The organism is Leisingera sp. CC-HEC096 (assembly GCF_059429235.1).
This window is the reverse complement of record NZ_JCAIJS010000007.1, coordinates 89,081-110,650: the sequence shown is the minus strand read 5'-3', so window position 1 is coordinate 110,650 and position 21,570 is coordinate 89,081. Positions and strand designations below refer to the sequence as shown.

General features: G+C 65.1%; 19 protein-coding genes. 12 read left to right on the top strand and 7 right to left on the bottom strand.

The window, feature by feature from the left end:
* Both AC5STI_RS21805 and AC5STI_RS21800 read left to right on the top strand, forming a co-directional pair.
* Positions 1–1,100: AAA family ATPase (locus tag AC5STI_RS21805; protein WP_495448321.1), on the top strand; the 1,100-nt coding region annotated here is incomplete at its 5' end.
* Positions 1,097–2,197 carry a ParB/RepB/Spo0J family partition protein gene (locus AC5STI_RS21800; RefSeq protein ID WP_495448320.1) on the top strand — a complete coding sequence of 367 codons (1,101 nt, stop codon included), beginning with the start codon at positions 1,097–1,099 and terminating at the stop codon, positions 2,195–2,197. The genes AC5STI_RS21805 and AC5STI_RS21800, both read left to right, overlap by 4 nt.
* 951 nt (positions 2,198–3,148) lie before the next feature.
* Here AC5STI_RS21800 and AC5STI_RS21795 read toward each other — a convergent pair.
* Positions 3,149–4,147: an OmpA family protein gene (locus AC5STI_RS21795; RefSeq protein WP_495448319.1), complete on the bottom strand. Its 999-nt coding sequence runs from the start codon at positions 4,145–4,147 to the stop codon at positions 3,149–3,151.
* A 230-nt stretch (positions 4,148–4,377) separates the two neighbouring features.
* Between AC5STI_RS21795 and AC5STI_RS21790 the strand changes: the two genes are divergently transcribed.
* The gene (locus AC5STI_RS21790) at positions 4,378–5,892 is read left to right on the top strand and encodes a caspase family protein (protein WP_495448318.1); all 1,515 of its coding nucleotides are present in this window, start codon (positions 4,378–4,380) and stop codon (positions 5,890–5,892) included.
* Positions 5,893–6,288: 396 nt separating this feature from the next.
* Here AC5STI_RS21790 and AC5STI_RS21785 read toward each other — a convergent pair whose 3' ends face one another.
* The 6 genes from AC5STI_RS21785 to AC5STI_RS21760 form a co-directional block, all read right to left on the bottom strand.
* Positions 6,289–7,839, bottom strand: a complete 1,551-nt coding sequence (locus tag AC5STI_RS21785; RefSeq protein WP_495448317.1) for a DUF4384 domain-containing protein — start codon at positions 7,837–7,839, stop codon at positions 6,289–6,291.
* Positions 7,839–8,246, bottom strand: coding sequence for an ExbD/TolR family protein (locus AC5STI_RS21780; RefSeq protein WP_495448316.1), 408 nt, complete (start codon positions 8,244–8,246; stop codon positions 7,839–7,841). Before AC5STI_RS21780 ends, AC5STI_RS21785 begins: the two co-directional genes overlap by 1 nt.
* Positions 8,243–8,653 (bottom strand): ExbD/TolR family protein, encoded by a 411-nt coding sequence (locus AC5STI_RS21775; protein ID WP_495448315.1) that lies wholly within the window; start codon positions 8,651–8,653, stop codon positions 8,243–8,245. The genes AC5STI_RS21780 and AC5STI_RS21775 overlap by 4 nt, the downstream gene beginning before the upstream one ends.
* 17 nt (positions 8,654–8,670) lie before the next feature.
* Complete coding sequence (locus AC5STI_RS21770; protein WP_495448314.1) at positions 8,671–9,288, bottom strand: MotA/TolQ/ExbB proton channel family protein; 618 nt, start codon at positions 9,286–9,288, stop codon at positions 8,671–8,673.
* 3 nt (positions 9,289–9,291) lie between these two features.
* The gene (locus AC5STI_RS21765; RefSeq protein ID WP_495448313.1) at positions 9,292–9,711 is read right to left on the bottom strand and encodes a hypothetical protein; all 420 of its coding nucleotides are present in this window, start codon (positions 9,709–9,711) and stop codon (positions 9,292–9,294) included.
* Positions 9,712–9,778: 67 nt separating this feature from the next.
* Positions 9,779–10,624, bottom strand: a complete 846-nt coding sequence (locus AC5STI_RS21760; protein WP_495448312.1) for a hypothetical protein — start codon at positions 10,622–10,624, stop codon at positions 9,779–9,781.
* Between the two features lie 184 nt (positions 10,625–10,808).
* Here AC5STI_RS21760 and tssA point away from each other — a divergent pair, with 184 nt between their 5' ends.
* The 9 genes from tssA to tssH all read left to right on the top strand — a co-directional run bounded on the left by tssA (position 10,809) and on the right by tssH (position 21,562).
* Entirely contained in the window at positions 10,809–11,885 is a 1,077-nt protein-coding gene (tssA, locus tag AC5STI_RS21755) for a type VI secretion system protein TssA (RefSeq protein ID WP_495448311.1), read from the top strand.
* 71 nt (positions 11,886–11,956) lie between these two features.
* Positions 11,957–12,472 carry a type VI secretion system contractile sheath small subunit gene (gene tssB, locus AC5STI_RS21750; protein WP_027260175.1) on the top strand — a complete coding sequence of 172 codons (516 nt, stop codon included), beginning with the start codon at positions 11,957–11,959 and terminating at the stop codon, positions 12,470–12,472.
* A 15-nt stretch (positions 12,473–12,487) separates the two neighbouring features.
* Positions 12,488–13,984, top strand: coding sequence for a type VI secretion system contractile sheath large subunit (gene tssC / locus AC5STI_RS21745; RefSeq protein WP_475054698.1), 1,497 nt, complete (start codon positions 12,488–12,490; stop codon positions 13,982–13,984).
* Between the two features lie 68 nt (positions 13,985–14,052).
* Positions 14,053–14,553, top strand: coding sequence for an Hcp family type VI secretion system effector (locus AC5STI_RS21740; RefSeq protein ID WP_475054696.1), 501 nt, complete (start codon positions 14,053–14,055; stop codon positions 14,551–14,553).
* Between the two features lie 92 nt (positions 14,554–14,645).
* The gene (locus AC5STI_RS21735; protein ID WP_495448310.1) at positions 14,646–15,449 is read left to right on the top strand and encodes a type VI secretion system accessory protein TagJ; all 804 of its coding nucleotides are present in this window, start codon (positions 14,646–14,648) and stop codon (positions 15,447–15,449) included.
* A complete protein-coding gene (gene tssE / locus AC5STI_RS21730; RefSeq protein ID WP_475054692.1) occupies positions 15,442–15,939 on the top strand; it encodes a type VI secretion system baseplate subunit TssE in 498 nt (165 codons plus the stop codon). The genes AC5STI_RS21735 and tssE overlap by 8 nt, the downstream gene beginning before the upstream one ends.
* Before the next feature lies 1 nt (position 15,940).
* Positions 15,941–17,818 (top strand): type VI secretion system baseplate subunit TssF, encoded by a 1,878-nt coding sequence (gene tssF / locus AC5STI_RS21725; RefSeq protein WP_495448309.1) that lies wholly within the window; start codon positions 15,941–15,943, stop codon positions 17,816–17,818.
* A complete protein-coding gene (gene tssG, locus AC5STI_RS21720; protein WP_490400221.1) occupies positions 17,782–18,837 on the top strand; it encodes a type VI secretion system baseplate subunit TssG in 1,056 nt (351 codons plus the stop codon). The genes tssF and tssG overlap by 37 nt, the downstream gene beginning before the upstream one ends.
* A gap of 1 nt (position 18,838) precedes the next feature.
* Entirely contained in the window at positions 18,839–21,562 is a 2,724-nt protein-coding gene (gene tssH / locus AC5STI_RS21715) for a type VI secretion system ATPase TssH (protein WP_490400222.1), read from the top strand.
* Positions 21,563–21,570 lie beyond the last annotated feature (8 nt).

Here is a 21,570-nt window from a genome sequence, read left to right as displayed (position 1 = left end):
TCGAGGAGGAAGGCCGCCAGCGCTGGTATTCGCTGGAGGAGATCAACGAGCTGCGCCGCCGCATCAAGATCAACCGCAAGTCCCTCCTGCCCAAGCGCCCCGCGGGGAAACGCGCCTTGCGGGTGGCGATCTCCAACTTCAAGGGCGGGGCCGGCAAGTCCACCGTTGCCCTGCATTTCGCCCATGCCGCGGCGCTGGACGGCTACCGGGTGCTCTGCGTCGACTTCGACCCGCAGGCCACCCTGTCGCACTCCATGGGCCTCAGCGACGTTACCGAGGATTATACCGTCTGGGGCATCATGGCCCGCGACCTGGTGCGCGAGACCGAGCGGATGAATGCCACCCTTCAGGGGGCCGAGTCCGGCACCGCCCTGCCCCAGCGCCAGCTTCCCGACGCCATCACCGGCATGGGGCTGCAGGATCTCCGGACCAGCGATTTCGTCAAGCCCACCAGCTGGCCCACCATCGACATCATCCCCTCCTGCGCCAACGCGGCGTTTGTGGAATTCGCCTCCGCCCAGTACCGGCATCTGAACCCGGAATGGTCGTTCTTCGCCGCGGTCTCCCGCTACCTCGACCAGCTGCCGTCTGAGGATTACGACCTGATGATCTTCGACTGCCCGCCCGCGATCGGCTACCAGTCGATGAACGCGGTGTTTGCTGCCGACATGCTCTATATCCCCTCCGGCCCGGGCTACTGGGAGTACGACTCCACTACCTCCTTCATCGGTCAGCTCTCTGAGGCGCTGGAGGATCTCTCCGCATTTAACGGCGTTGTCCCCGCGGGGACATTTGCCCTGCCCAAGGTGTTTCAGGACGTCCGCTTCCTGCTGACCCGTTATGAGTCCGGTAACGATTTGCACCGTGCGATGCGTTCGGCATTTATGAAGGTGTTTGAGGGTAGGATGACCGAACACCCGATCGAGATGACCCGCGCGGTCGAACAGTCGGGGCGGTTCCTGAGTTCCATCTACGAAATCGACTACCGGGATATGACACGCGAAACCTGGCGGCGCGCGCGGGCGTCGTTCGACCAGGCTTATGATGAATTCAAAGCCTACGCGCTGGAAGCCTGGGAGAAACTGGAGGATGAGGCATGAGCAAGCGCAGAGTTTTCGACATCGACTTCACCCCTGACACCGCCGCTGTCCCCGCGGGGACAGCACCGGAAAATCCGGCGGAAAAGCCAACTGAGGCCCGCCGCGGGCCGATGGCCACCGCGATTTCCGAAAACGCCGATGCGTTGCGCACCCGGGCTGAGGCAGAGCAGAAAATCCGTGAAGAGAACGACCGGCTGGCGCATGAATTTGTGCGGCTGAAGAAACTGGGTCTGGTGGTCGACCGCATCCCGCTCGGCATGATCCGCATGGACAAGCTGATCCGCGACCGCAAGGAGGAGCGCGATCCGGAACTGGACGAGCTGAAGGAATCGATCAAGTCCGTCGGCCTGTCGAACCCGATCCGTGTCGAAGAGCGCGGCGACGGCCGGTATGAACTGATCCAGGGCTACCGCCGGATGAAGGCCTATTATTCCCTGCTGAACGAGACCGGCGATGAAAGCTATGCAGCGATCCCCGCGGGTTTGGTGGCCAAGGGCGACAGCCTGCAAAGCCTGTACCGCCGGATGGTCGATGAAAACCTGGTGCGCCGCGACATCTCATTCGCCGAGATGGCGCAGCTGGCGCTGCGTTACGCGGAGGACACTCAGACCGGGGCTGAGACCATCGAGGATGCGGTCAACGACCTTTACGCCTCTGCGGGCCGCCAGAAGCGGATTTACATCCGCCATTTCGCCCAGGTGCTGATGGCCGTGGGCGACTCGCTGAAATTCCCGGAGGCGATCCCGCGGGCGCTGGGGCTGGACCTGAAGAAACGGCTGGAAGCAGATGCGATGAACGCCCAGGTGCTGCGCGATGCGCTGGTGCGGGTGCAGCCGCAGAGCGAGGAAGCGGAACTGGAGGTGCTGCGCAGCTTTGCCGAAGGCAAGCGCAAGAACGCCCCCCGCACCCCCGCCGCGCCGCGCCCCGGTGTTGCCAAGACCACTCTGCGCTGCACTGTCCCCGCGGGGACAGTCCGCTGCCAGGCGCGCGACGGCAAGATTGAAATGGCGATGGAACGCGACTTTTCCGAGATCGACCGGCACAAGCTGGAGGACGCCATTGCGGCCTTCTTTGCGGCGTTGGAACAGGACGGGTGATCCGCTGTCCCCGCGGGGACAGCTCAGAAAAACGGCAAGGGCCCGGCAGAGATGCCGGGCCTTTTTCATGCCTAACAGGCGCGTTTGCGTCTGTTTCGCGCCAGTGTCCCCGCGGGGACAGCGGCTCAGGACAAACAGAATTGATGCTGAGTGCGATGCCCCATCGGCAAGCGCCCGCCGCGCGGCAGGCATAGCTTCGGACGGTCAGGCCAGGACGCGCCGGTTGCAGTTTCATCGTCTTGTCCCCGCGGGGACAAATGCGAGGTTGCTGCTGATAGGCCGCAGTTTTGGCGTTGGCAGCAGAGGTGTCCCCGCGGGGACAAGCTCTGAAAACGGCCGCATCGCTTGGCCCGGGGCAGCACATGCGGATGCTAAATCCGGTCAAAACCATCAGTGTCCCCGCGGGGACAATCGGGTGAAACGGGCAGGGCGTGCGGGCAGAATTCCGGTCTGTCCCCGCGGGGACAGAACTGCGGTCTTGGCGGCGGCTGGCGCAGTCTGCCGTACGGAATATGCAATCGATACCTGTAGGGTGGGCAATCTGCCGACCGCACAACGCCTGCAACCTTGCGTGTCCCCGCGGGGACAGGCGGACAAAACCGAGCAGGGCAGAGGCGAAAACTTTCCCTGTTCCTACGGGGACAAAGAGCGGCTTCCGGTTGCGACAGGCGGGATCTCAGCCTCACACTGTGCTTGGCCGGCGATCTGGCAGCCGGGCGATTTGCCCGCCAAGGAGCGCCCGCAAGCCAATGTGTCCCCGCGGGGACAACCGCCTGAAACCGGCGGCGGATGTTCAAAACACCTGCCTGTCCCCGCGGGGACAGAATGCGAAACGCTCCTTCAGAACGGTGCAGCCTGCAGCAAAAGACCCGGCGCGGGGCCGGGTCTTGGTTTGTTTTCTGCTGCTGTCCCCGCGGGGACAGCGGGCGATTTTGCCGGATTGCCGTCTGGTCAGTTCAGAACCTTGAACTCGATCCGCCGGTTCTTGGCCCGGTTCTGCACCGTGTTGTTCGGCACCAGCGGCGTGGTCTCGCCATATCCGACGGCCACCAGCCGCTCGGCGGGGATACCCATTTGCTGCAGGTAGCCGTTCACCGCTGCCGCGCGTTTTTCGCTCAATGCCATGTTCCAGGCCGCTTTGCCCTGGCTGTCGGTGTGGCCGCCGACCTCAACCACCATGCCGGGGCAGCGGCGGATGATGTCCGAAAGGCTGTCGAGGAAACCACGGGAGCTGGCATCCAGCCGGGCGGTGGAGGGGGCGAAGTTGACGCTGCGGCTGCGCGACAGGATCTCAAACCGGCCGGTGCAGGCCTCCCGGCTGAAATCGCCGCTGGCCTCCAGCGCCGCAGAGGCGCCTGCGGTCACTGTCCCCGCGGGGACAGAAGCGGTGCCGGGGGCGGTGCGGTCAAACATCAGGTCCAGGCTTACCAGCCCCACGGGGGTGATGGTGACGCCCGCCGCTTCCTCGAGCTTTTCGCGGCCAGGATTCAGCGCGAAGTCCTCCAGCTTGAGGATGATCGGCTGCACGGTGGCCACGGCGACGCGGTCCTTGTCCAGCAGTGTTACCGCTACCGGCGCGGTTAGCTGGGCCTCGACTCCATGCAGCGACAGGGTGACCGGCAGCTCGATCTGCTTACGCTGCACCGCAGCAAGATCGGCAATCTGATCGGGATCGATGCGGGCGGTGATGGTGGCCTCGGGGTAGGTGAAGGTCTCAAAGAACAGAAACCGCATCCGCACGTTGCGCAGGTCGATGGAGGTATCGACGGAATCCAGCGCGATGTTGATCTTGGCGTCGCCCTGTTCGGAGATGCTGCCGGAGAAGGCGGCGAAGCGGCTCGATTCCGCAATGCTGCCTTTTTTAATCGATATGAACCGGATGGCGGAGGATTCGGCGTCGAGCTGCCAGCCGTGCTCAAACGGGCCGGAGGCCAGGGCCGGGCGGAGCATTAGCAGGAAAACTGTTAATATTGAAAGGGTTAATCGGAGCATGCGCGATCCATTCGGGTTGGCGGACGTGAAATCCCCGCCGGCAGGCAGGGATGGAAGGTATCCCTCCAGTCTAACAGCAGGGTTGCTGCATGGTGCAAGGGACGCGATAGTTTGGTAACCAAATACCCTTAATAATTGGGAAGCTGCCCCGGGCACGGTTACCGGGGGCTAAGAAGTGGAGCAGGTGCGTGCGAATTTTCGGGATGTGGATCCGGCTGGCTGTGCTGGCCGCCGCGGTGCTGGGCCTTGCTAAGGCCGCCTGGGCGGAGGAACGGCTGGCGCTGGTGATCGGCAATTCGGCCTACGGGTCGGTGCAGCCGCTGGACAACCCGGGGCGCGATGCCCGGCTGATGGCCGAGACGCTGGAGCGGCTGGGCTTTGACGTTACGCTGGCGGTGGATGCGCGCCAGATCGAGATGAAACGCGCCATCGGCCGGTTCGGGCGCAAACTGCGCGGGGCAGGGGAGGACGCGACGGGCCTGTTCTACTATGCCGGCCACGGGGTGCAGAGCTTTGGCAGCAACTACCTGCTGCCGGTCGATGTGGCGCTGGCGGATGCCGCTGACCTCGACCTGATGGCGGTGGAGGCGCAGTCGGTTCTGCGGCAGATGGCCTCGGCCCGCAACCGCACCAATATCGTGATCCTGGACGCCTGCCGCAACAACCCGTTCGAGGCGGTTGCCGATCTGAACGAAAGCGGCCTGGCGGAGATGAAGGCGCCGACCGGAACCTTCCTGGCTTATGCCACCGCGCCGGGCGATGTGGCGCTGGACGGGGAGGGGGAGAACAGCCCCTTCACCGAGGCGCTGGCGCGCGAAATCGTGGTGCCGGGCGCGCCGGTGGAGCAGGTGTTCAAGCAGGTGCGCCGGGCGGTGCTGGAGCAGAGCGGCGGCAGCCAGACGCCTTGGGACACGTCCTCGCTGGTCAGTGACTTCACCTTTGCCGCGGCAGAACCGGAGGTTGTGATGAGCGCCGCAGAAATCGAGGAGGCGCAGATCTGGCGCTCGGTCGAGGCATCGCGCGATGCGATGCAGATCATGCTGTTCTTGCGCGGTTACGGCAGCGGCAAATATGCCGGTGAGGCGCGTGCGCTGCTGGCCACCCTGATGGAGGAGGAGCTGCACGGCGGCACTGGGGCGGCGGTTGCGGCTGCTCCGGCGGAGCCTGCGCCTGCTGCCGCTCCGGCGCCGGATGCCGAGACTGCGATGTTCCAGGCCGCGCAGGGCGACGGCAGCAAGGCGGCCTATGAGGCCTATCTGATGGCCTATCCTGAGGGCCGGTTTGCGGAGATGGCAGCGGCTGAGGTTGCGGCTCTGTCGGCTGGAGCGGCTCAGGATCCGCAGGCGGAGGCAGAAGCACCCCCGGCGGCGGCTGAGCCCGCGCCGGAAGCTGTGAAGCTGACGGAAGCCGGGCCGGTCACGTATGCCAGCCCATTGCAGACAGAGGTGGCGGCGATTTCCGGGCTGACGTTGGCCGAAGCGGTCACCCGCACACCGGCCTTCCCGCCGGTGGAGGGGCTGCCGGACAGCTACTGGAAGGACCAGTCCTGCAGCAGCTGCCACCAATGGACGCGGGAGCGGCTGTGCACGCAAGGCAATACCTACCTGAGCCTGAATATGCAGCGCTCTTTGGGCAAGCAGCACCCCTTTGGCGGCGCGCTGAAACAGGCGCTCAAGAGCTGGGCGGCGGGCGGCTGCCAGTAGAGGTCTGCGGGCCGGCTGCAAAAGGGCAGGGGAGGGCTCCCGCCTGCTCCGGTGCATTTCAGGAAATGCCCGGTCCCAGTTGGGCGTGGCGCTGTGCTGCGCACAGCGCGGGGCATTCCAGGAACTGACGGACTGCCAGCCCGGTACATTTTTTCCGTTTGCTTAGAGGCGCTTAAGGGCAGATTTGCCCTTAAGACGCCGCTTCGAGAGTGATCCGCCCATTTCCGCGTCAAGGGTGAACCGCGCGTGCCGCGCGGCTGCTGGCGCAGCCCTTGACCTGGTATTGGGCGGGCGAGGGCGCTGCGCGTCAGCGCAGCGCCGGGCCCAAGGCCGCCAAGGCCTGGCGGCGTCAGCCGCGGGCCTGCGGGCGCGGGAGCTTCCGCCTGCCGGGCAGTGCTACGGCGCGTGGGTGGTGATCAGGAAATAGACCCATTCTCCTTTGAAATCAGGGTGTTCGGCGCGGGCCTTGGCCACTTGGGTGCGCAGGAAGTCGAGGTAGGGCGCTGCGGGCTCGCTGAGCGGGCGGGTGCCGTCATACAGCGGGTGCGAGGCGGCGAAGGCGACGGCGATTTCCTGGCCGTAGGGCGGGCCGACGGAGATTTGCAGGCCGGGGTCTCCGGCCTCCTTGGCGCCGACGCGCAGGGCGCTTTTGGGGGCGGCCTCTGTCAGCGGCACCAGCTCGTTCGGGCTGAGGTGCAGCACCGCGCCGCCGGCGTCGAAATAGTCGACATAGACATAAGCCGGGTAGTCCGGGGCGGTGAGGTCGAAGAACAGCCGGTCACCGCCGGAATAGTCGAGCACCCGGGCATGGGCATCTGCCCCGACCAGCAGCGGATTGGTGATCTGGTCGGTGCTTTGCGGCAGGCCGACGCTGGAAATCCCGGCCAGCGCGCCGCATTGCGGGCGGGGCAGCAGGCGCATCTGGTCGGAGACGGTGATATCGGCGCCCATCTCCGCTTGCAGCGCCGCCAGGACCGGGCTGCGCAACCCGTCCTCGGGCAGGTGGCCGCGGACCTCCAGCGTGGCGGTTTCGGGGACAAAGGCGACCTGCAGGCGGGAGCAGGGGACGGCGGCGAGGATGCCGGAAACGCCGTCGCGCAAAGGGTCGCCCTCGGCCACTGCATCGCCCGGCTGCATGAAGCTCTGGAAGGCGGCGAGCGAGACCGGGTCGATGTCGCCGCTGCCGCCCTGGAAGGCCAGCGCGGCCTTGATGCGGGGGGCGTCGGGGGTGGCGGCAGGCGTTTGCCGGGCGGGCGGAATGGTGTCCGCCAGCGGTGCGGAAACAGGCTGCGCCTCGGGACTGGGCTGGCTGGCTGCCGCGGCCTGCGGCAGGGCCGCCGGGTTGGGCCGGGCTGTTGCGGCGGCGGTTAGCGGAGCGGGTGTGTTTGCCAGCACCATAGAGGGTTCCTGCGTGGCGGTCAGCAGGACGGGGGCAGCGGTGGCGGCGGTGGCCGGTTGCACCGCGGCTGCTGCCGGGGCCGCCTGCTGCAAGGCGGCTTGGACCGGGGCAGCCTGGGTAGATTGCAGTTTTGCCGTCTGTGCCGGAAAGGCAGCCGGGCGGACGTCAGGCAGATGGGCGGCGGATGCAGGGGCGCTGGCGAGTTTGCTGGAGGGGGCATGGGCAGGAGCGGCCGCAGGGGCCTGGGCGGCAGCGGGGGCGAGGCTGGCTGCTGCTGGGGGCTTTGCCTGGGCCTTGGACAGCGGGATGCTGCCAGCGGAGAGGCCTTGGCTTTGTGCCTGGGATTCAGGAGCTTGCTCGCCTTCTGGTGTTTGCGGAACGGCCTCGGACCGCGGGATGCGGTGGGCCTGCAGGTTGAGGCTGCTTTCCGGGGTGGGCTGCTGCGGCAGCGGATCGGGGGTGAGCGAGATCAGCAGCGCGGCGGCGCCGCCGGCGTGGACCAGGGCGGAGGCCGCGAGCCCCAGCGCCCATGTGGCCGGGGCGCGCATCACCCGTCTGTTTCCGGGGTGACCACCAGCACCACGTCCCGGAACCCCAGCGCCTCGCCCTCGGCCACCAGCGGCAGCACGTTGCGCAGCTCCGCCGTGCGGTGGGCGTTGATGCGCAGGCGCAGTTCCGGGTCCTCTGCCAGCCGGGCGGAGAGGGCAGGGGAGAGGGCCTCGCGGGTGAGTTCCTCGCCGTCGAGTGCCAAGGCGCCCTGGGCGGAGATGGCCAGGGTGATGCCGCCCGAGGGCATGTCGCGGCCGGTGACGGCGGTGGCGGGGCGGACGTCAAACGGAGCGGTTGCGTCCATCCGTCCGATCAGCATGAAGAACACCAGCAGGAAAAACACCACGTCGATCAAGGCGATGATGGTTTCGGAATGCGGATTGCGGGCCGGGCGGTTGAGCTTCATGGGGACGCCTCCAGCCGCAGGACGCGCAGGCGGGTAACGCCAGCCAGCGCGGCGCTGTCCATCACGGTGATCAGCGCCTGGGTCTGGGCGGCGCCGGAGGGGAGGATCACCACTTGGGTGAGCGGTTCGTCGGCGACGGCAGAGGCGAGGGTGGCGCGGAGTGTGTCCTGATCCAGTCCGGTGCCGCGCAGCACCGGCACGCCATCGGCGCCGAGGCGTATCATCAGCGTGCCGGCTGGGGATTGGGTGCTGGCGGCGGTGCCCTCAGACGGTTTCACCGCCGGGATCATGTCGAGGTTCAGATAGGTGGAGGTCACCATGAAGAACACCAGCAGGATCAGCATCACGTCGATCATCGGCACCAGTGAGATCAGGGCGCGGGGCCGGGAGGGCCGGTTGATCATCATGGCAGATCCCCTCCGTGTCAGCGCGACCCGTCTATCAGCAGCAGGCGGCCGGCGGCGCTTTCGATCGCTTGGGCGGCGGCGTCGATGCGGGCGGCGAACAGGCCTGCTGCGACGGCGGCGGGGATCGCCACCAGAAGGCCCGCGGCGGTGGTCAGCAGCGCTTGCCAGATGCCGCCGGCAAGCACCGAGGCATTGGCAGCACCCTGTGCCAGTTCCAGCTCCTGAAAGGACTGGATCATGCCCAGGACGGTGCCGAGCAGGCCCAGAAGCGGGGCGACCATGGCGATCAGCTCCAGGAGGCGGATCAGCGAGTTCATCCGGCTGACCTCCTCATTGCCGCGGCGTTGCAGCTCGTCTTGCAGCAGCGGGCCGCGCAGGCCCTCCTGCAGCGCCTGCATGGCATAGGCCATCACCCGGCCGGCCGGGGATTTGTCGGTCTCGATGCTTTGCTGAGCGCGTGTGCGGTCGCCGTCCTTCCACAGGTCCAGGGCCTGTTCGCGGGCATCCCCGCCGGAGCGAACTGGCCAGAGCTGGATCAGCTTGACCGCGATCACGGTGATCGACAGCAGCGACATCAGCGCCAGAAGCGCAATCACCGGGCCGCCGGTGCCGAGCATATCCCAGGTGCCGCTCATGGCTTATTTCACCAGCGGCGCGGCGGCGCGGGAGCCGAGCTCGAGGATCGGGAAGCAGTCCATCTGCTCCTCGTTCTGGGGCTGGCAGGAGGTGATGTCGTGCAACAGGATCTCGGAGATGTTGCCGCAGGAGATTTCCGGGATTTCGAACAGTTTCAGGGTGGTGCGCTGGACTGGCAGCGGGGCGGCGTCGATCGACAGGAGGCGGTCGATCACCCCCTGGCCGTCAAGAATGGCGAGCGACATTTCAAAGCCTTCGAAGCTCTTGCCGGTCTGGTTTCGGAACAGGAAGAAGGCGCGGCAGCCGCCGCCCTCGATCTCCTCTGTCTTGTTCAGCTCGACCCGCAGCGGGCCGGTTTCCGCCGCGGCGGCGAGCGGCAGGCAGATCAGGGCGAGGGCAGTCAGCAGGCGGGTCAGGGGCATCACTGTCTCCGGGGTTCCGGTGGGATGCCCAGCCCGCAACCGCTGCGGGCCGGGCTGTTGTTTGGGGTCAGACCAGGGCTGTCAGCGCCTTTTCGATACGGTCCATGGCATCGCGGGCGGAGTCGAGGTCGCGGCGTTTCAGGTGGCGGGCGGCGACATGCAACGCGCGGCCCAGCCGGGTGCGGACCTTGCCGGGGGCGCGGGCGACGTTGGCCTGCAGCGCCTGGGCGCGCTTGACCTGTGCGCCCAGGCTGCGCTGGTCCATTTCGCGCTGGCCGCGTTTCAGCGTTCTGGCCTCATCCTCGCGGTCCTTGCCGATGCGGGCAACGGCGCGTTCGATCACCACGATCATCGTCTCGGCCTCCTGCAAGCGGCCCTTGTTGATCAGGCTGACGGATTTCGCCAAGGCGCGCTTGAGTTTCAGCTCCAGCGGGCCGGGGGCCAGGCCGATGCGCGGCTGGATGCGCTTGAGGCGGCGTTTCAGCGGCGCGATGGCCTTCTTGTCGATGCCGGTGGCGGAAATGTCGGCGGCCTTCTCCTCGGTCACCTGGCCCTCGGGCTTTTCCGGCTTGAGGCTGTCCAGCAGGTTGCCGCCGTCGTCGTAGAACAGCACGTTGACCTTGGGCTTGTTGCGCTTGAGGAACTTCTTGAGTTCAGTGACCATCCGCTGCGGCGCGGTTTCGCAGATCATTTCCATTGCGCCGGAGCGCACCACATAGGTGCCCCAGGCCATCGGCGGACCGCCGCCTTCCTTCTTCATCGGGTTTTTCAGGGTTTCCGGTTTCTTGCCCGGCTGGATCATCAGAAGCGGGTCTTTGCTCTGGTCCAGGCAGAAGGCAAAGCTCATCCGCTTCTTTGCGCCCTCGCGGACCATCGCTTTGACTTCCTTACCGGAAATGCGCTCAATACTCATTATTCACCTGCTGCAAAAAGCTGTGAAAACATTTGACTTTAAGATGCCGATAAGGCTCACTTGGGGTCAAGTTTTAGTTTGAGATTAAGGCGGCCTTAACCACCGGATCAAAAAAGGACGGGGGGTCGCTTGACGTTACGTTAACGCGTCCGCAAAATCGGAAGAAAAAGCGGGGGGGCAATAGATGGATCCGGCAGTATTACTGCAGCCCAAAGGGGACGATGCGCCCAGCGGCGAGAACCTCGAATACGATCCAGCCTTCACCGAGATGGAGCTGGCTGCGCAGCCCGGGGAAGAATCCGTTGTGGGCAACGAGACCATCGAGGCCACGGATCCGGATTACCGAGAAGTTCAGAAGAAGGCGCTGGAGGTTTTGGAGCGCAGCCACGACCTGCGCGCGGCGGTGTTCCTGGGCGACGCGCTGCTGCATTCCGAGGGGCTGACCGGGTTTGCCGATGTGACAACCTACATGCGCGGCTGCCTGGAGGACTTCTGGGAGACCTGCCATCCGGAGCTGGATGAGGATGACGGCGACCCGACGATGCGGATCAACGCGGTGCAGGATCTTTGCGGCCAGCCGGACGGGATGGCGGGGGCGTCGCCGCTTTACCGGTCGCTGCGGCGGGCGCCGCTGAGTGAGAGCCGCGGCTTTGGCCGGTTCTCCCTGCGCGATATCGAGATCGCCGAAGGGGTGATGACCGCGCCTGCGGACATGGAGCATATCCCCGACACCGCCACCATCGGCGCTGCCTTTCAGGACAGCGATGAGGAGATTATCGCCGAGCGGCTGGCGGCGATCGAAACGTCAGAGGAGAACGTCCGGGCGATTTCGGCGGTGTTTGATGAGCAGACGCCGGGGCAGGGGCCGGACCTGAGCGCGCTGATCAAACTGCTGCAGCAGACCGCCAAGCGCATCCGCGACTATGGCAATGTGAGTGCCGGGGACGGGGCCGCCGAAGACGGTGCTGCGGATGATGGCGCTGCGGACGAGGCCGGAGCGGCAGCCGCTCCGGCGGCGGCAGGCGGGCGCGCAGCGCCGGCAGCGCCGGGGGCGATCAACTCGCCCGCGGATGTGTCCAACGCGCTGGACCGGATCATCGGCTATTACCGGCGGGCGGAACCGTCGAGCCCGCTGCCGATCCTGCTGGAGCGGGCCAAGCGGCTGGTGGGGGCCGACTTCCTCACCATCATGAACGACATGGCGCCGCAGGGGGTGGACAACGTCAACCTCATTGGCGGCATCGAAGACGACGACGACTGACAGACACGGGAACACGCTGCGGCCGGACCGGCGGCGGGGCCCGTGACAGCAAGACGAGTAAGGAGACCTAGATGGCCGGAAGTTCACAGAAATTCATTGCACGCAACCGGGCCCCGCGGGTCCAGATCGAATATGACGTGGAGCTGTATGGCGCCGAGAAGAAGGTGCAGCTGCCGTTTGTGATGGGCGTGATGAGCGACCTGGTGGGCAAATCCGAAGTGGAGCAGCCCGCGGTCGCAGACCGCAAGTTCCTGGAAATCGACGTGGACAACTTCGATGACCGGATGAAGTCGATGGCGCCGCGCGCCGCCTTCACCGTGCCCAACACGCTGACCGGCGAGGGCAACCTGGCGGTCGACATCACGTTTGAGAGCATGGACGATTTCAAGCCCGCCGCGATCGCCGCCAAGGTGGAGCCGCTGCGCGAGCTCTTGGAAGCGCGCACCCAGCTGTCGAACCTGATGACCTACATGGACGGCAAGACCGGCGCCGAGGATCTGATCTCCAAGATCATTCAGGATCCGAGCCTGCTGAAAACCCTGGCCGCGCAGCCGAAGCCCGGCGGCGACGCCGACAGCGAAGAATAATAGGGGAGGACAAAGATGGCTGAAGAAGAACTCCAGGCGGAAGCCGCTGCCGGTGAAGCCGCCTTTGGCTCTGCCGAATTCGCCAACCTGCTGCAGAAGGAATTCCGCCCCAAGTCGGACCAGGCCAAGACCGCTGTCGAAAGCGCGGTCAAGACCCTGGCCGAACAGGCGCTGGCAAATTCCGCGCTGATTTCGGATGACGCGCTGCGCTCGATCGAGAGCATCGTGGCGGAGATCGACAAGAAACTGACCGAGCAGGTCAACCTGATCCTGCACAACGAGGAATTCCAGCAGCTGGAAAGCGCCTGGCGCGGGCTGCATTATCTGGTCAACAACACCGAAACGGATGAGCAGCTGAAGATCCGGGTGATGCCGATCACCAAGAAGGAAATGTCCAAGACCCTGAAGAAGTTCAAGGGGACGGCCTGGGATCAGTCGCCGCTGTTCAAGAAGATCTATACCGAGGAATTCAGCCAGCTGGGCGGCGAGCCCTATGGCTCTTTGGTGGTGGACTACCATTTCGACCATTCGCCGCCGGACATCGAGCTGCTGGGCGAATTGTCCAAGATCGCCGCGGCCGCGCATGCGCCGCTGATCACCGGCGCCAAGCCGACGCTGTTCCAGATGGACAGCTGGGCGGAACTGTCGAACCCGCGCGATCTGACCAAGATCTTTCAGACCCCGGAATATGCCGCCTGGCGGTCTCTGCGCGACAGCGAAGATGCCAAGTATGTCGGCCTGGCGATGCCGCGGTTCCTGGGCCGTCTGCCCTATGGCTCCAAGACCGACCCGGTGGAGGAGTTTGCGTTTGAGGAAGACACCGCAGGCGCGACCAGCGACAAATACGGCTGGGTCAATGCGGCCTATGGCATGGCGGTGAACATCACCCGGTCGTTCAAGATGTATGGCTGGTGCTCGCGCATCCGCGGCGTCGAAAGCGGCGGCACGCTGGAGAACCTGCCCAGCCACACCTTCCCGACCACCGATGGCGGCGTCGATCAGAAATGCCCGACTGAGATTGCCATCGACGACCGGCGCGAGGCGGAACTGGCGAAGAACGGCATGATGCCGCTGATCCACCGCAAGAACACCGATGTGGCGACCTTCATGGGCGCACAGTCGCTGCACAAGCCGGCCGAATATGACGATCCGGACGCGACCGCCAACGCCAACCTGGGCGCGCGGCTGCCGTATCTGTTCGCCACATGCCGGTTCGCGCACTATCTCAAGTGCATGGTGCGGGACAAAGTCGGCTCGTTCAAAAGCCGCCAGGACATGGAATCCTGGCTGCAGGACTGGATCAACAACTATGTTGACTTCAACGCGGATATCTCCTCGGAGAACGAGAAGGCGCGCAAGCCTCTGGCCGCAGCCGAAGTGGTTGTGGAAGAGGTCGAGGGCAACCCGGGGTATTACACCTCGAAATTCTTCCTGCGCCCGCATTACCAGCTTGAGGGGCTTTCCGTCTCGCTGCGGCTGGTATCGAAACTGCCCTCGGAAAAAGGAGGCTGATTTCCCACTCCCCAGCCTCAAACCCATCATAGTGCAGTAGAGTTCTTAGTTTTTGAAAGGATAGAAAAATGGCTGCAAATATGTTCGTGCATATCTCGGATATCGACGGCGACGCGACCGAGGAACAGCACAAGAAATGGATCGTTGTCCAGTCCGCGAGCTGGAATGTTGAACGTGCCGTGGAAATGACCGACCTGGGGTCGACCCAGCGGATGCATGCGAACTCCAACTTCGGCAAGGTCGAACTGACGTCGCAGATGGGCAAGGCGTCCAACGATCTGGCGCTGTCGGTTGCCAACGGCACCGTGCGCCCGGAAATCACCATGCACTGGTGCCGGTCGGGTGACAGCGCCAGCCAGGGCCTGCTGGTCTATTCGATCTGGAAGTTCAAGGACGTGGTGGTGGACAGCTATTCCATCTCTGCCAGTGAAGACGGCATTCCGGAAGAGACCTGGTCGCTGGCCTATGCCTCGATCGAGCATGAGTACAAGTCGACCAACCAGAAAACCGGTAAACTCACCACTGAAGGCACCTTCAAGTGGAACGTGCAGACCGGCAAGGTCGAGTAAAACTTTCGGCTGGCCCCGGGCGTGTTTGCGCCCGGGGTCCGTTTTTTCTGAAGCATTTGCAGCATCCAGTCCTAGTTGCGGAGTAGAGCCCCATGACACCCGAAGAGCATCTGAAGGCCGGTGATCCCAGGGCGGCGCTGGAGGCGCTGCAAGACAAGATCCGGGCGGACGCGAGCAATGCCAAGCTGCGGGTTTTCCTGTTTCAGCTGCTGTGCGTGCTGGGCGACTGGAACCGGGCGATTGCCCAGCTGAAGGCGGCGGCGGGTCTGGATGAAGGCGCCACGGTGATGGCGCAGGCCTATCGCGAGGCGATTATCTGCGAGGTTTACCGCGAGAAGGTCTTTGCCGGTGAGAAATCCCCGCTGATCCTGGGCGAGCCGGAGGAATGGCTGGCGCATCTGATCGAAGCGCAGAAACTGCTGGCGCAGGGCAATCCCAAGGAAGCCGCGGAGCTGCGCGCCAAGGCGTTTGAGGCCGCACCTGCCAGTCCGGGCGAAGTGAATGGCAAGCGGTTCGAATGGATCGCCGATGCCGACATGCGGCTGGGACCGGTGCTGGAGACCATCGTCAACGGCAAATACTACTGGCTGCCGTTTTCGCAGATCGTCTCGTTCGAGGCGGAGGAGCCGAGCGATTTGCGCGATGCGGTCTGGACCGCCGGCACGCTGACGCTGGCGGGCGGCGGCGCGGTGGCGGCGATGATCCCGACCCGCTACCCGGGCAGCGAAAAAGCTGACGGGCTGTCGATGCTGGCGCGCGCCACCGTGTGGGAGGACGCCGGCGAGGAAACCTATACCGGTCTGGGCCAGCGGCTGCTGACGATCGGGGAAGAGGACATTGCCATCATGGATGTGCGCACACTCCGGATGGATGGGCATGACGTAGAAAATGGCTGACAAAACACTGGCCGAGCGCCTGCAGCCCTCGCTGCTGGACCGGCTGACCGACAATGCACCTGGCGATCTGAAGGAAACCCGCGAGAGCCGGGTGATCGACCTTGTGCGGCTGCGGGAGATCATCCAGCGCGATCTGTCCTGGCTTTTGAATACCCAGAATGTCGAAAGCCATTTCGATGCGGAGAAATACCCGTCGGTGTCGGCCTCGGTGCTGAATTACGGGCTGGTGGAAGTGGCGGGTGAAGCCTCGACCACTGAGAAGGCGGAGGCGATCCGCCGGTCGATCAAGCAGGCGATTGCCACCTATGAGCCGCGGATCATCGACGGATCGGTCGATGTGCGGCTGCAGGACGGGACTGACGCCACCGAGATGACCGTCGGCCTGGAGATCCGCGCCGACATGTGGGCGCAGCCGATGCCGCTGGAGCTGTATCTGCGCAGCAAGGTCGATCTGACCACCGGCGAAGTGGAAATGGAAAGGGCGCTGTGAGATGGATACACGGCTGCTGACCCATTACGAGAACGAGCTGAACTACCTGCGCGACATGGGCGCGGAGTTTGCCGCCGCCTATCCCAAGATCGCGGCTCGCCTGGGCATGGAAGGGGTCGAGGTTCTTGACCCTTATGTGGAGCGGCTGCTGGAGGGCGCCGCCTTTCTGACCGCGCGGGTGCAGCTGGAGCTGGAGCTGCAGTATCCGAATTTCACCTCCAACCTGCTGGAGATTATTTATCCGCATTACCTGGCGCCGACGCCGTCGATGATGATCGCGGCGTTTGAGCCGGATGCGGCGAATTCGGCGGTGAAAAGCGGCTATGTGCTGCCGCGCGGCTCCACCCTCAGGTCGCGGCTGACCGAAGGCGAGCAGACGCCCTGCGAGTTCCGCACCGCCGCCGACCTGACCATGTGGCCGATCGAGATCACCGAGGCGCAGTATATCGACGGGCGCGGCGAGCTGGTCGCGGCGGGCGTGGCCACCGGGTATGACGCCCGGGCGGGCATCCGGCTGCGCATCAAGCGGATCGACGGCGACCCGATCAGCAAATTGCAGATGGACAGGCTGTCGCTGTACCTGTCCGGTGCGGCGGGCAACAGCTGGCCGTTGCTGGAACTGCTGTGCACCCAGGTGCAGGGGATCGTGGCGCGCTCCACCGACCGGCGGGCCGATTGGCAGCTGCCGCTGCGCGGCGCCAAGGTTGTTCAAAAGGGGTTCAGCCCGGAGGAGGCGCTGCTGCCGCTGCCGCGCCGGGTCTATGACGGCTACCGGCTGCTGCAGGAATATTTCGCCATGCCGGAGCGGTTCCGCTTTGTCGAGCTGCAGGGGCTGCGGGCGGGGCTGGAGAAATCCGCCGGCAATGAGGTGGATCTGTATATCCTGCTGCGCGAAGGCATGTCCGAGGTGGCGCCGATCGTGGTGCCGGAGGTATTCCAGTTGAACGCGGTGCCTGCGGTGAACCTGTTCGAGAAACGCTGCGACCGGGTGCGGATTGCGCCGATTGATACCGAGCATCACGTGATCCCGAACCGCACCGCCGGGCTGGATTTCGAGGTCTACGCGCTGCAAAGCGTGGTCGGGATCAGCGGCGAGGGCGAGGACGATGTGGTGTTCCGCCCGTTCTATTCCGCCAATGACTTCACTGCGGCAGGCGAAAGCCACCCGGCCTATTACACCGTCAAACGGCGGATGCGGCAGCGGTCGGAGAAGGAGCGTTTGCGCGGGGTGCGCAGCTCTTACCTGGGGTCGGAGGTGTTCCTGACGCTGGTCGACCGGTCGCAGGTGCCCTATTCGCCGGGGCTGGAGCAGCTGGCGGTGACCGCGCTGTGCACCAACCGCGACCTGCCGATGCTGCTGGCCACCGGCAGTGACGACGTCTTCCATCTGCCCGAAGGCGGCCCGGTCAAGAAGGTGACGCTGCCGGTGTCGCCCACCCGTCCGCATCCGACGCTGGCGCAGGGGGATACAGCCTGGCGGCTGATCTCGCACCTGAGCCTCAACTACGTGTCGATTGCCGAAACCGGCAAGGGCCAGTCGGCGGAGGCGCTGCGCGAGCTGGTCGGGCTGTATGCGCCCCTGGGCGACCGGGTGACCGAGAAGCAGCTGGAGGGGATCCTGTCGGTCGGCGCGCGGCCCATCGTGCGGCGGATGAGCGATGAAATCCTGTCCACCGCGGTGCGCGGGCTGGAGATCACCCTGGGCTTTGACGAGAGTTTTTTCGAAGGCAGCAACATCTACGCGCTGGGGGCCGTGCTGGAGCGGTTCTTCCGCGGTTATGCCAGCATCAACTCATTCACGGAGACCGTCCTGAAAACTGAAAAACGCGGGGAAATTGCCAGATGGCGACCGGAAAAGGGCCTTGGCCGGATGATCTGAGCCTCTATGGCCGGCTGGCCATGGAGCCTGAGAAACACCACGTTTTTCAGGCCCTGAGGGTATTGGAGGCGCATTTCGAGGAGGCCCCCCGGCTTGGCGAAAGCCGCCGCCCGCGCGAGGACAAGCTGCGGTTGGGACAGGAGGCGGAGCTGGCCTTTCCGCCCTCGACCATTGCCGCGTTCAAGCCGGCTGAAGGGGACAAGCCCGCGGTGCTGACCAACCGCTTTTTCGGCCTGTTCGGGCCGCAAGGGCCGTTGCCGCTGCACCTGACCGAATACGCCCGCGACCGCAAACGCAACCACCGCGACCCGACGATGGTGGCCTTTGCCGATATGCTGACGCACCGGCTGATGAGCCTGCTCTATCGCGCTTGGACGCAAGGCTCGCCCGCCGTCAGCTTTGACCGGGCGGATGATCCGATGGCGCGCAAGGTGGCGTCGCTGATCGGCTATAATGGCTTCAAGTTCGCCCGGCGGGACGACATGCCCGACCTGGCCAAGCTGCATTTTGCAGGCCACCTGGCCCGCGGCGCGAAGAACCCGGAAGGGCTGGTGTCGATCCTGGCGGCGTTTTTCGAGGTGCCGGTCTCCTTGGAGGAATTTGTCGGCAGCTGGCTGGAGCTGGAGCCGGACGACCGCTGGGGCCTGGGCTATGGCGGGCTGGGGCAAAGCACCAGCATCGGCAACAAGGTGTGGAGCCGCACCGCCAAGTTCCGCATCCGCATCGGGCCGCTGACGCTGAAGGATTACGAGCGGCTGCTGCCGGGCGGGGAGGCGCTGAAACGGCTGCGCGCCATTGTGCGCTCTTATGCCGGCGATGTGCTGGACTGGGACGTGAACCTGGTGCTGGCGGGCGATGAGGTGCCGCGCGCGTCCCTGGGCGGAACCACCCGGCTGGGGCATACCAGCTGGATCCGTTCGCGCCCGGATCCGGATGCGGATCAGCCGGACGTGAATGATTTGTACCTGTACCCGGGATTTGGCGCCGGGGCTGAAGAGCGAGTAGAGGGAGGGATTTGAGATGACCGAGATCAGCCGCGTGGCGCTGTTTGGCAAGCTGAACAAGCTGGGATACCAGGCCGTTGAAAGTGCAACCGTGTTCTGCAAGATGCGCGGAAACCCCTATGTCGAGCTGGTGCATTGGATGCATCAGCTCTTGGCGCAGCAGGACAGCGACCTGCACCGGATCATCCAGCATTACGACCTGGATGCGGGCAAGATTGCCACCGAGCTTACCCGCGCCCTGGACATGCTGCCGCGCGGCGCCTCGACGATCTCGGACCTCTCCGATCACTTGATGGATGCGATGGAACGCGGCTGGGTCTGGGGCTCGCTGCTCTACTCCTCGGGGCATGTGCGCAGCGGCCATCTGCTGCTGGGGATGCTGAAGACGCCGGCCTTGCGCAACATCCTGTCGACCATGTCGCCGGAGCTGGCAAAGATCGGCGCGGATGATCTGGCCGACAATTTCAACGAGGCCACTGATGGCTCGCCCGAGGAAACGCTGGGGGCGCAGGACGGTTCCAACGTCACTGGCGGCGGGGCCGAGCCGGGCGAGGCTTCTTCGGCGATGGCGCCGGGCGCGATGGGCAAGGGCGAGGCGCTGGAGCAGTTCTGCACTGACCTGACCGAACAGGCCCGCAACGGCGAGATCGACCCGATCGTGGGCCGGGACGAGGAAATCCGCCAGATCGTCGATATCCTGATGCGGCGGCGGCAGAACAACCCGATCCTGACCGGCGAGGCCGGGGTGGGCAAGACCGCGGTGGTCGAGGGCTTTGCCCTCAGGATCGCACGCGGCGACGTGCCGCCCAGCTTGCACGATGTGCGGCTGCTGGCGCTGGATGTGGGGCTGCTCCAGGCCGGTGCCAGCATGAAGGGCGAGTTTGAGAACCGCCTGCGCCAGGTGATTGACGAGGTGCAGGCGAGCCCGGTGCCGATCGTGATGTTCGTGGATGAAACCCACACGCTGGTGGGCGCAGGGGGCGCGGCCGGAACCGGCGACGCGGCCAACCTGCTGAAACCGGCGCTGGCGCGCGGTACTCTGCGTACCATCGGCGCCACGACCTGGGCTGAATACAAGAAATACATCGAAAAGGACCCGGCGCTGACCCGCCGTTTCCAGGTGGTCAAGGTCGATGAGCCGGATATCCCGAAGGCGGTCCTGATGATGCGGGGCATTGCCTCGATGCTGGAACAGCACCACCGGGTGCAGGTTCTGGACGAGGGGATTGAGGCGGCCGTCAGCCTGTCGGCTCGATATATTCCGGCGCGGCAGCTGCCGGACAAGTCGGTGAGCCTGCTGGATACCGCCTGCGCCCGCGTGGCGGTGAGCCAGCACGCGGTGCCCGCTGAGGTCGATGACAGCCAGCGCCGGATCGAGGCGCTGACCACCGAGCTGGAGATCATCGGCCGCGACGAGACCGCAGGCTATGAGGTCGCCGACCGGCGCGAGGCGGTGGAGGCGGCCAAGGCTGCCGAGGAGGAACGGCTGGCAGGCCTGACCGAGCGCTGGGACAAGGAAAAGGCGGTTGTTGAGGGCATTCTGGACCTGCGCGCCAAGCTGCGGGAGGGGGCCGCGCCCGTGGATGATGCCGGGGATGCTGGGGACGACGCTGCGGAGGGCGCTGCCGATAGCCCGCTGTCGGATGATGAGCGCGCCGAACTGATGCAGCAGCTGAAGGACAAGAACGCGGAGCTGGAAGCCTTGCAAGGCGACTCGGCGCTGATCCTGCCGATTGTGGACCACCAGGCCGTGGCTTCGGTGGTGGGCGACTGGACCGGCATTCCGGTGGGCCGCATGGTCAAGGACGAGATCGAGACCATCCTGAACCTGGAAGAGCGGCTGGCCCAGCGGGTGATCGGCCAGGACCACGCGATGAAGATGATCGCCAAGCGCATTCAGACCAGCCGCGCAGGCCTCGACAACCCGAACAAGCCGATCGGTGTGTTCATGCTGGCGGGCACCTCTGGCGTGGGTAAGACCGAAACCGCGCTGGCGCTGGCTGAGGTGCTGTATGGCGGTGAACAGAATGTCATCACCATCAACATGTCGGAATACCAGGAGGCCCATACCGTCAGCTCCTTGAAAGGGGCGCCTCCGGGTTATGTCGGCTATGGCGAGGGCGGGGTGCTGACCGAGGCGGTGCGGCGCAAGCCCTACTCCGTTGTGCTGCTGGATGAGGTCGAAAAGGCGCACCCGGATGTGCATGAGATCTTCTTTCAGGTGTTCGACAAGGGCGTCATGGAAGACGGCGAGGGCCGCGTGATCGACTTCAAGAACACGCTGATCCTGCTGACCTCTAATGTGGGTACCGAGACGATCATGGATCTGTGCTCTGACCCCGATCTGATGCCGGAGCCGGAGGGCATGGCGAAAGCCTTGCGCGACCCGCTGCTGAAAGTGTTCCCGCCCGCCCTGCTGGGGCGTCTGGTGACGATCCCCTATTACCCGCTGTCGCCGGACATGATTGCCGAGATCACCAAGCTGCAGCTGGGCCGCATCCAGAAGCGGGTCGAGGAAGCGCACGGGGTGCCGTTCTCTTACAGCGGCGAAGTCGTCGACAAGATCGTCGAGCGCTGCCAGGAGCTGGAATCCGGCGGCCGGATGATCGACGCCATCGTCACCAATTCGATGCTGCCGGACATCTCCAACGAATTCCTGCGCCGTCTGATGGAAGGCAAGGAAGTGGAGAAGGTCGAGATCGGCGTTACGGACGGAGAGTTTTCATACGCATTTGACTGATGCGGCGC

Coding starts and splice junctions, on each gene's coding strand:
- tssB (WP_027260175.1), top strand. CDS start 11,957: ATGGCCGGAAGTTCACAGAAATTCATTGCACGCAACCGGGCCCCGCGG.
- tssA (WP_495448311.1), top strand. CDS start 10,809: ATGGATCCGGCAGTATTACTGCAGCCCAAAGGGGACGATGCGCCCAGC.
- tssC (WP_475054698.1), top strand. CDS start 12,488: ATGGCTGAAGAAGAACTCCAGGCGGAAGCCGCTGCCGGTGAAGCCGCC.
- AC5STI_RS21740 (WP_475054696.1), top strand. CDS start 14,053: ATGGCTGCAAATATGTTCGTGCATATCTCGGATATCGACGGCGACGCG.
- AC5STI_RS21785 (WP_495448317.1), bottom strand. CDS start 7,839: ATGCGCGCCCCGGCCACATGGGCGCTGGGGCTCGCGGCCTCCGCCCTG.
- AC5STI_RS21760 (WP_495448312.1), bottom strand. CDS start 10,624: ATGAGTATTGAGCGCATTTCCGGTAAGGAAGTCAAAGCGATGGTCCGC.
- AC5STI_RS21770 (WP_495448314.1), bottom strand. CDS start 9,288: ATGAGCGGCACCTGGGATATGCTCGGCACCGGCGGCCCGGTGATTGCG.
- tssH (WP_490400222.1), top strand. CDS start 18,839: ATGACCGAGATCAGCCGCGTGGCGCTGTTTGGCAAGCTGAACAAGCTG.
- AC5STI_RS21800 (WP_495448320.1), top strand. CDS start 1,097: ATGAGCAAGCGCAGAGTTTTCGACATCGACTTCACCCCTGACACCGCC.
- AC5STI_RS21765 (WP_495448313.1), bottom strand. CDS start 9,711: ATGCCCCTGACCCGCCTGCTGACTGCCCTCGCCCTGATCTGCCTGCCG.
- AC5STI_RS21775 (WP_495448315.1), bottom strand. CDS start 8,653: ATGATGATCAACCGGCCCTCCCGGCCCCGCGCCCTGATCTCACTGGTG.
- AC5STI_RS21795 (WP_495448319.1), bottom strand. CDS start 4,147: ATGCTCCGCCCGGCCCTGGCCTCCGGCCCGTTTGAGCACGGCTGGCAG.
- AC5STI_RS21735 (WP_495448310.1), top strand. CDS start 14,646: ATGACACCCGAAGAGCATCTGAAGGCCGGTGATCCCAGGGCGGCGCTG.
- tssG (WP_490400221.1), top strand. CDS start 17,782: ATGGCGACCGGAAAAGGGCCTTGGCCGGATGATCTGAGCCTCTATGGC.
- tssF (WP_495448309.1), top strand. CDS start 15,941: ATGGATACACGGCTGCTGACCCATTACGAGAACGAGCTGAACTACCTG.
- AC5STI_RS21780 (WP_495448316.1), bottom strand. CDS start 8,246: ATGAAGCTCAACCGCCCGGCCCGCAATCCGCATTCCGAAACCATCATC.
- tssE (WP_475054692.1), top strand. CDS start 15,442: ATGGCTGACAAAACACTGGCCGAGCGCCTGCAGCCCTCGCTGCTGGAC.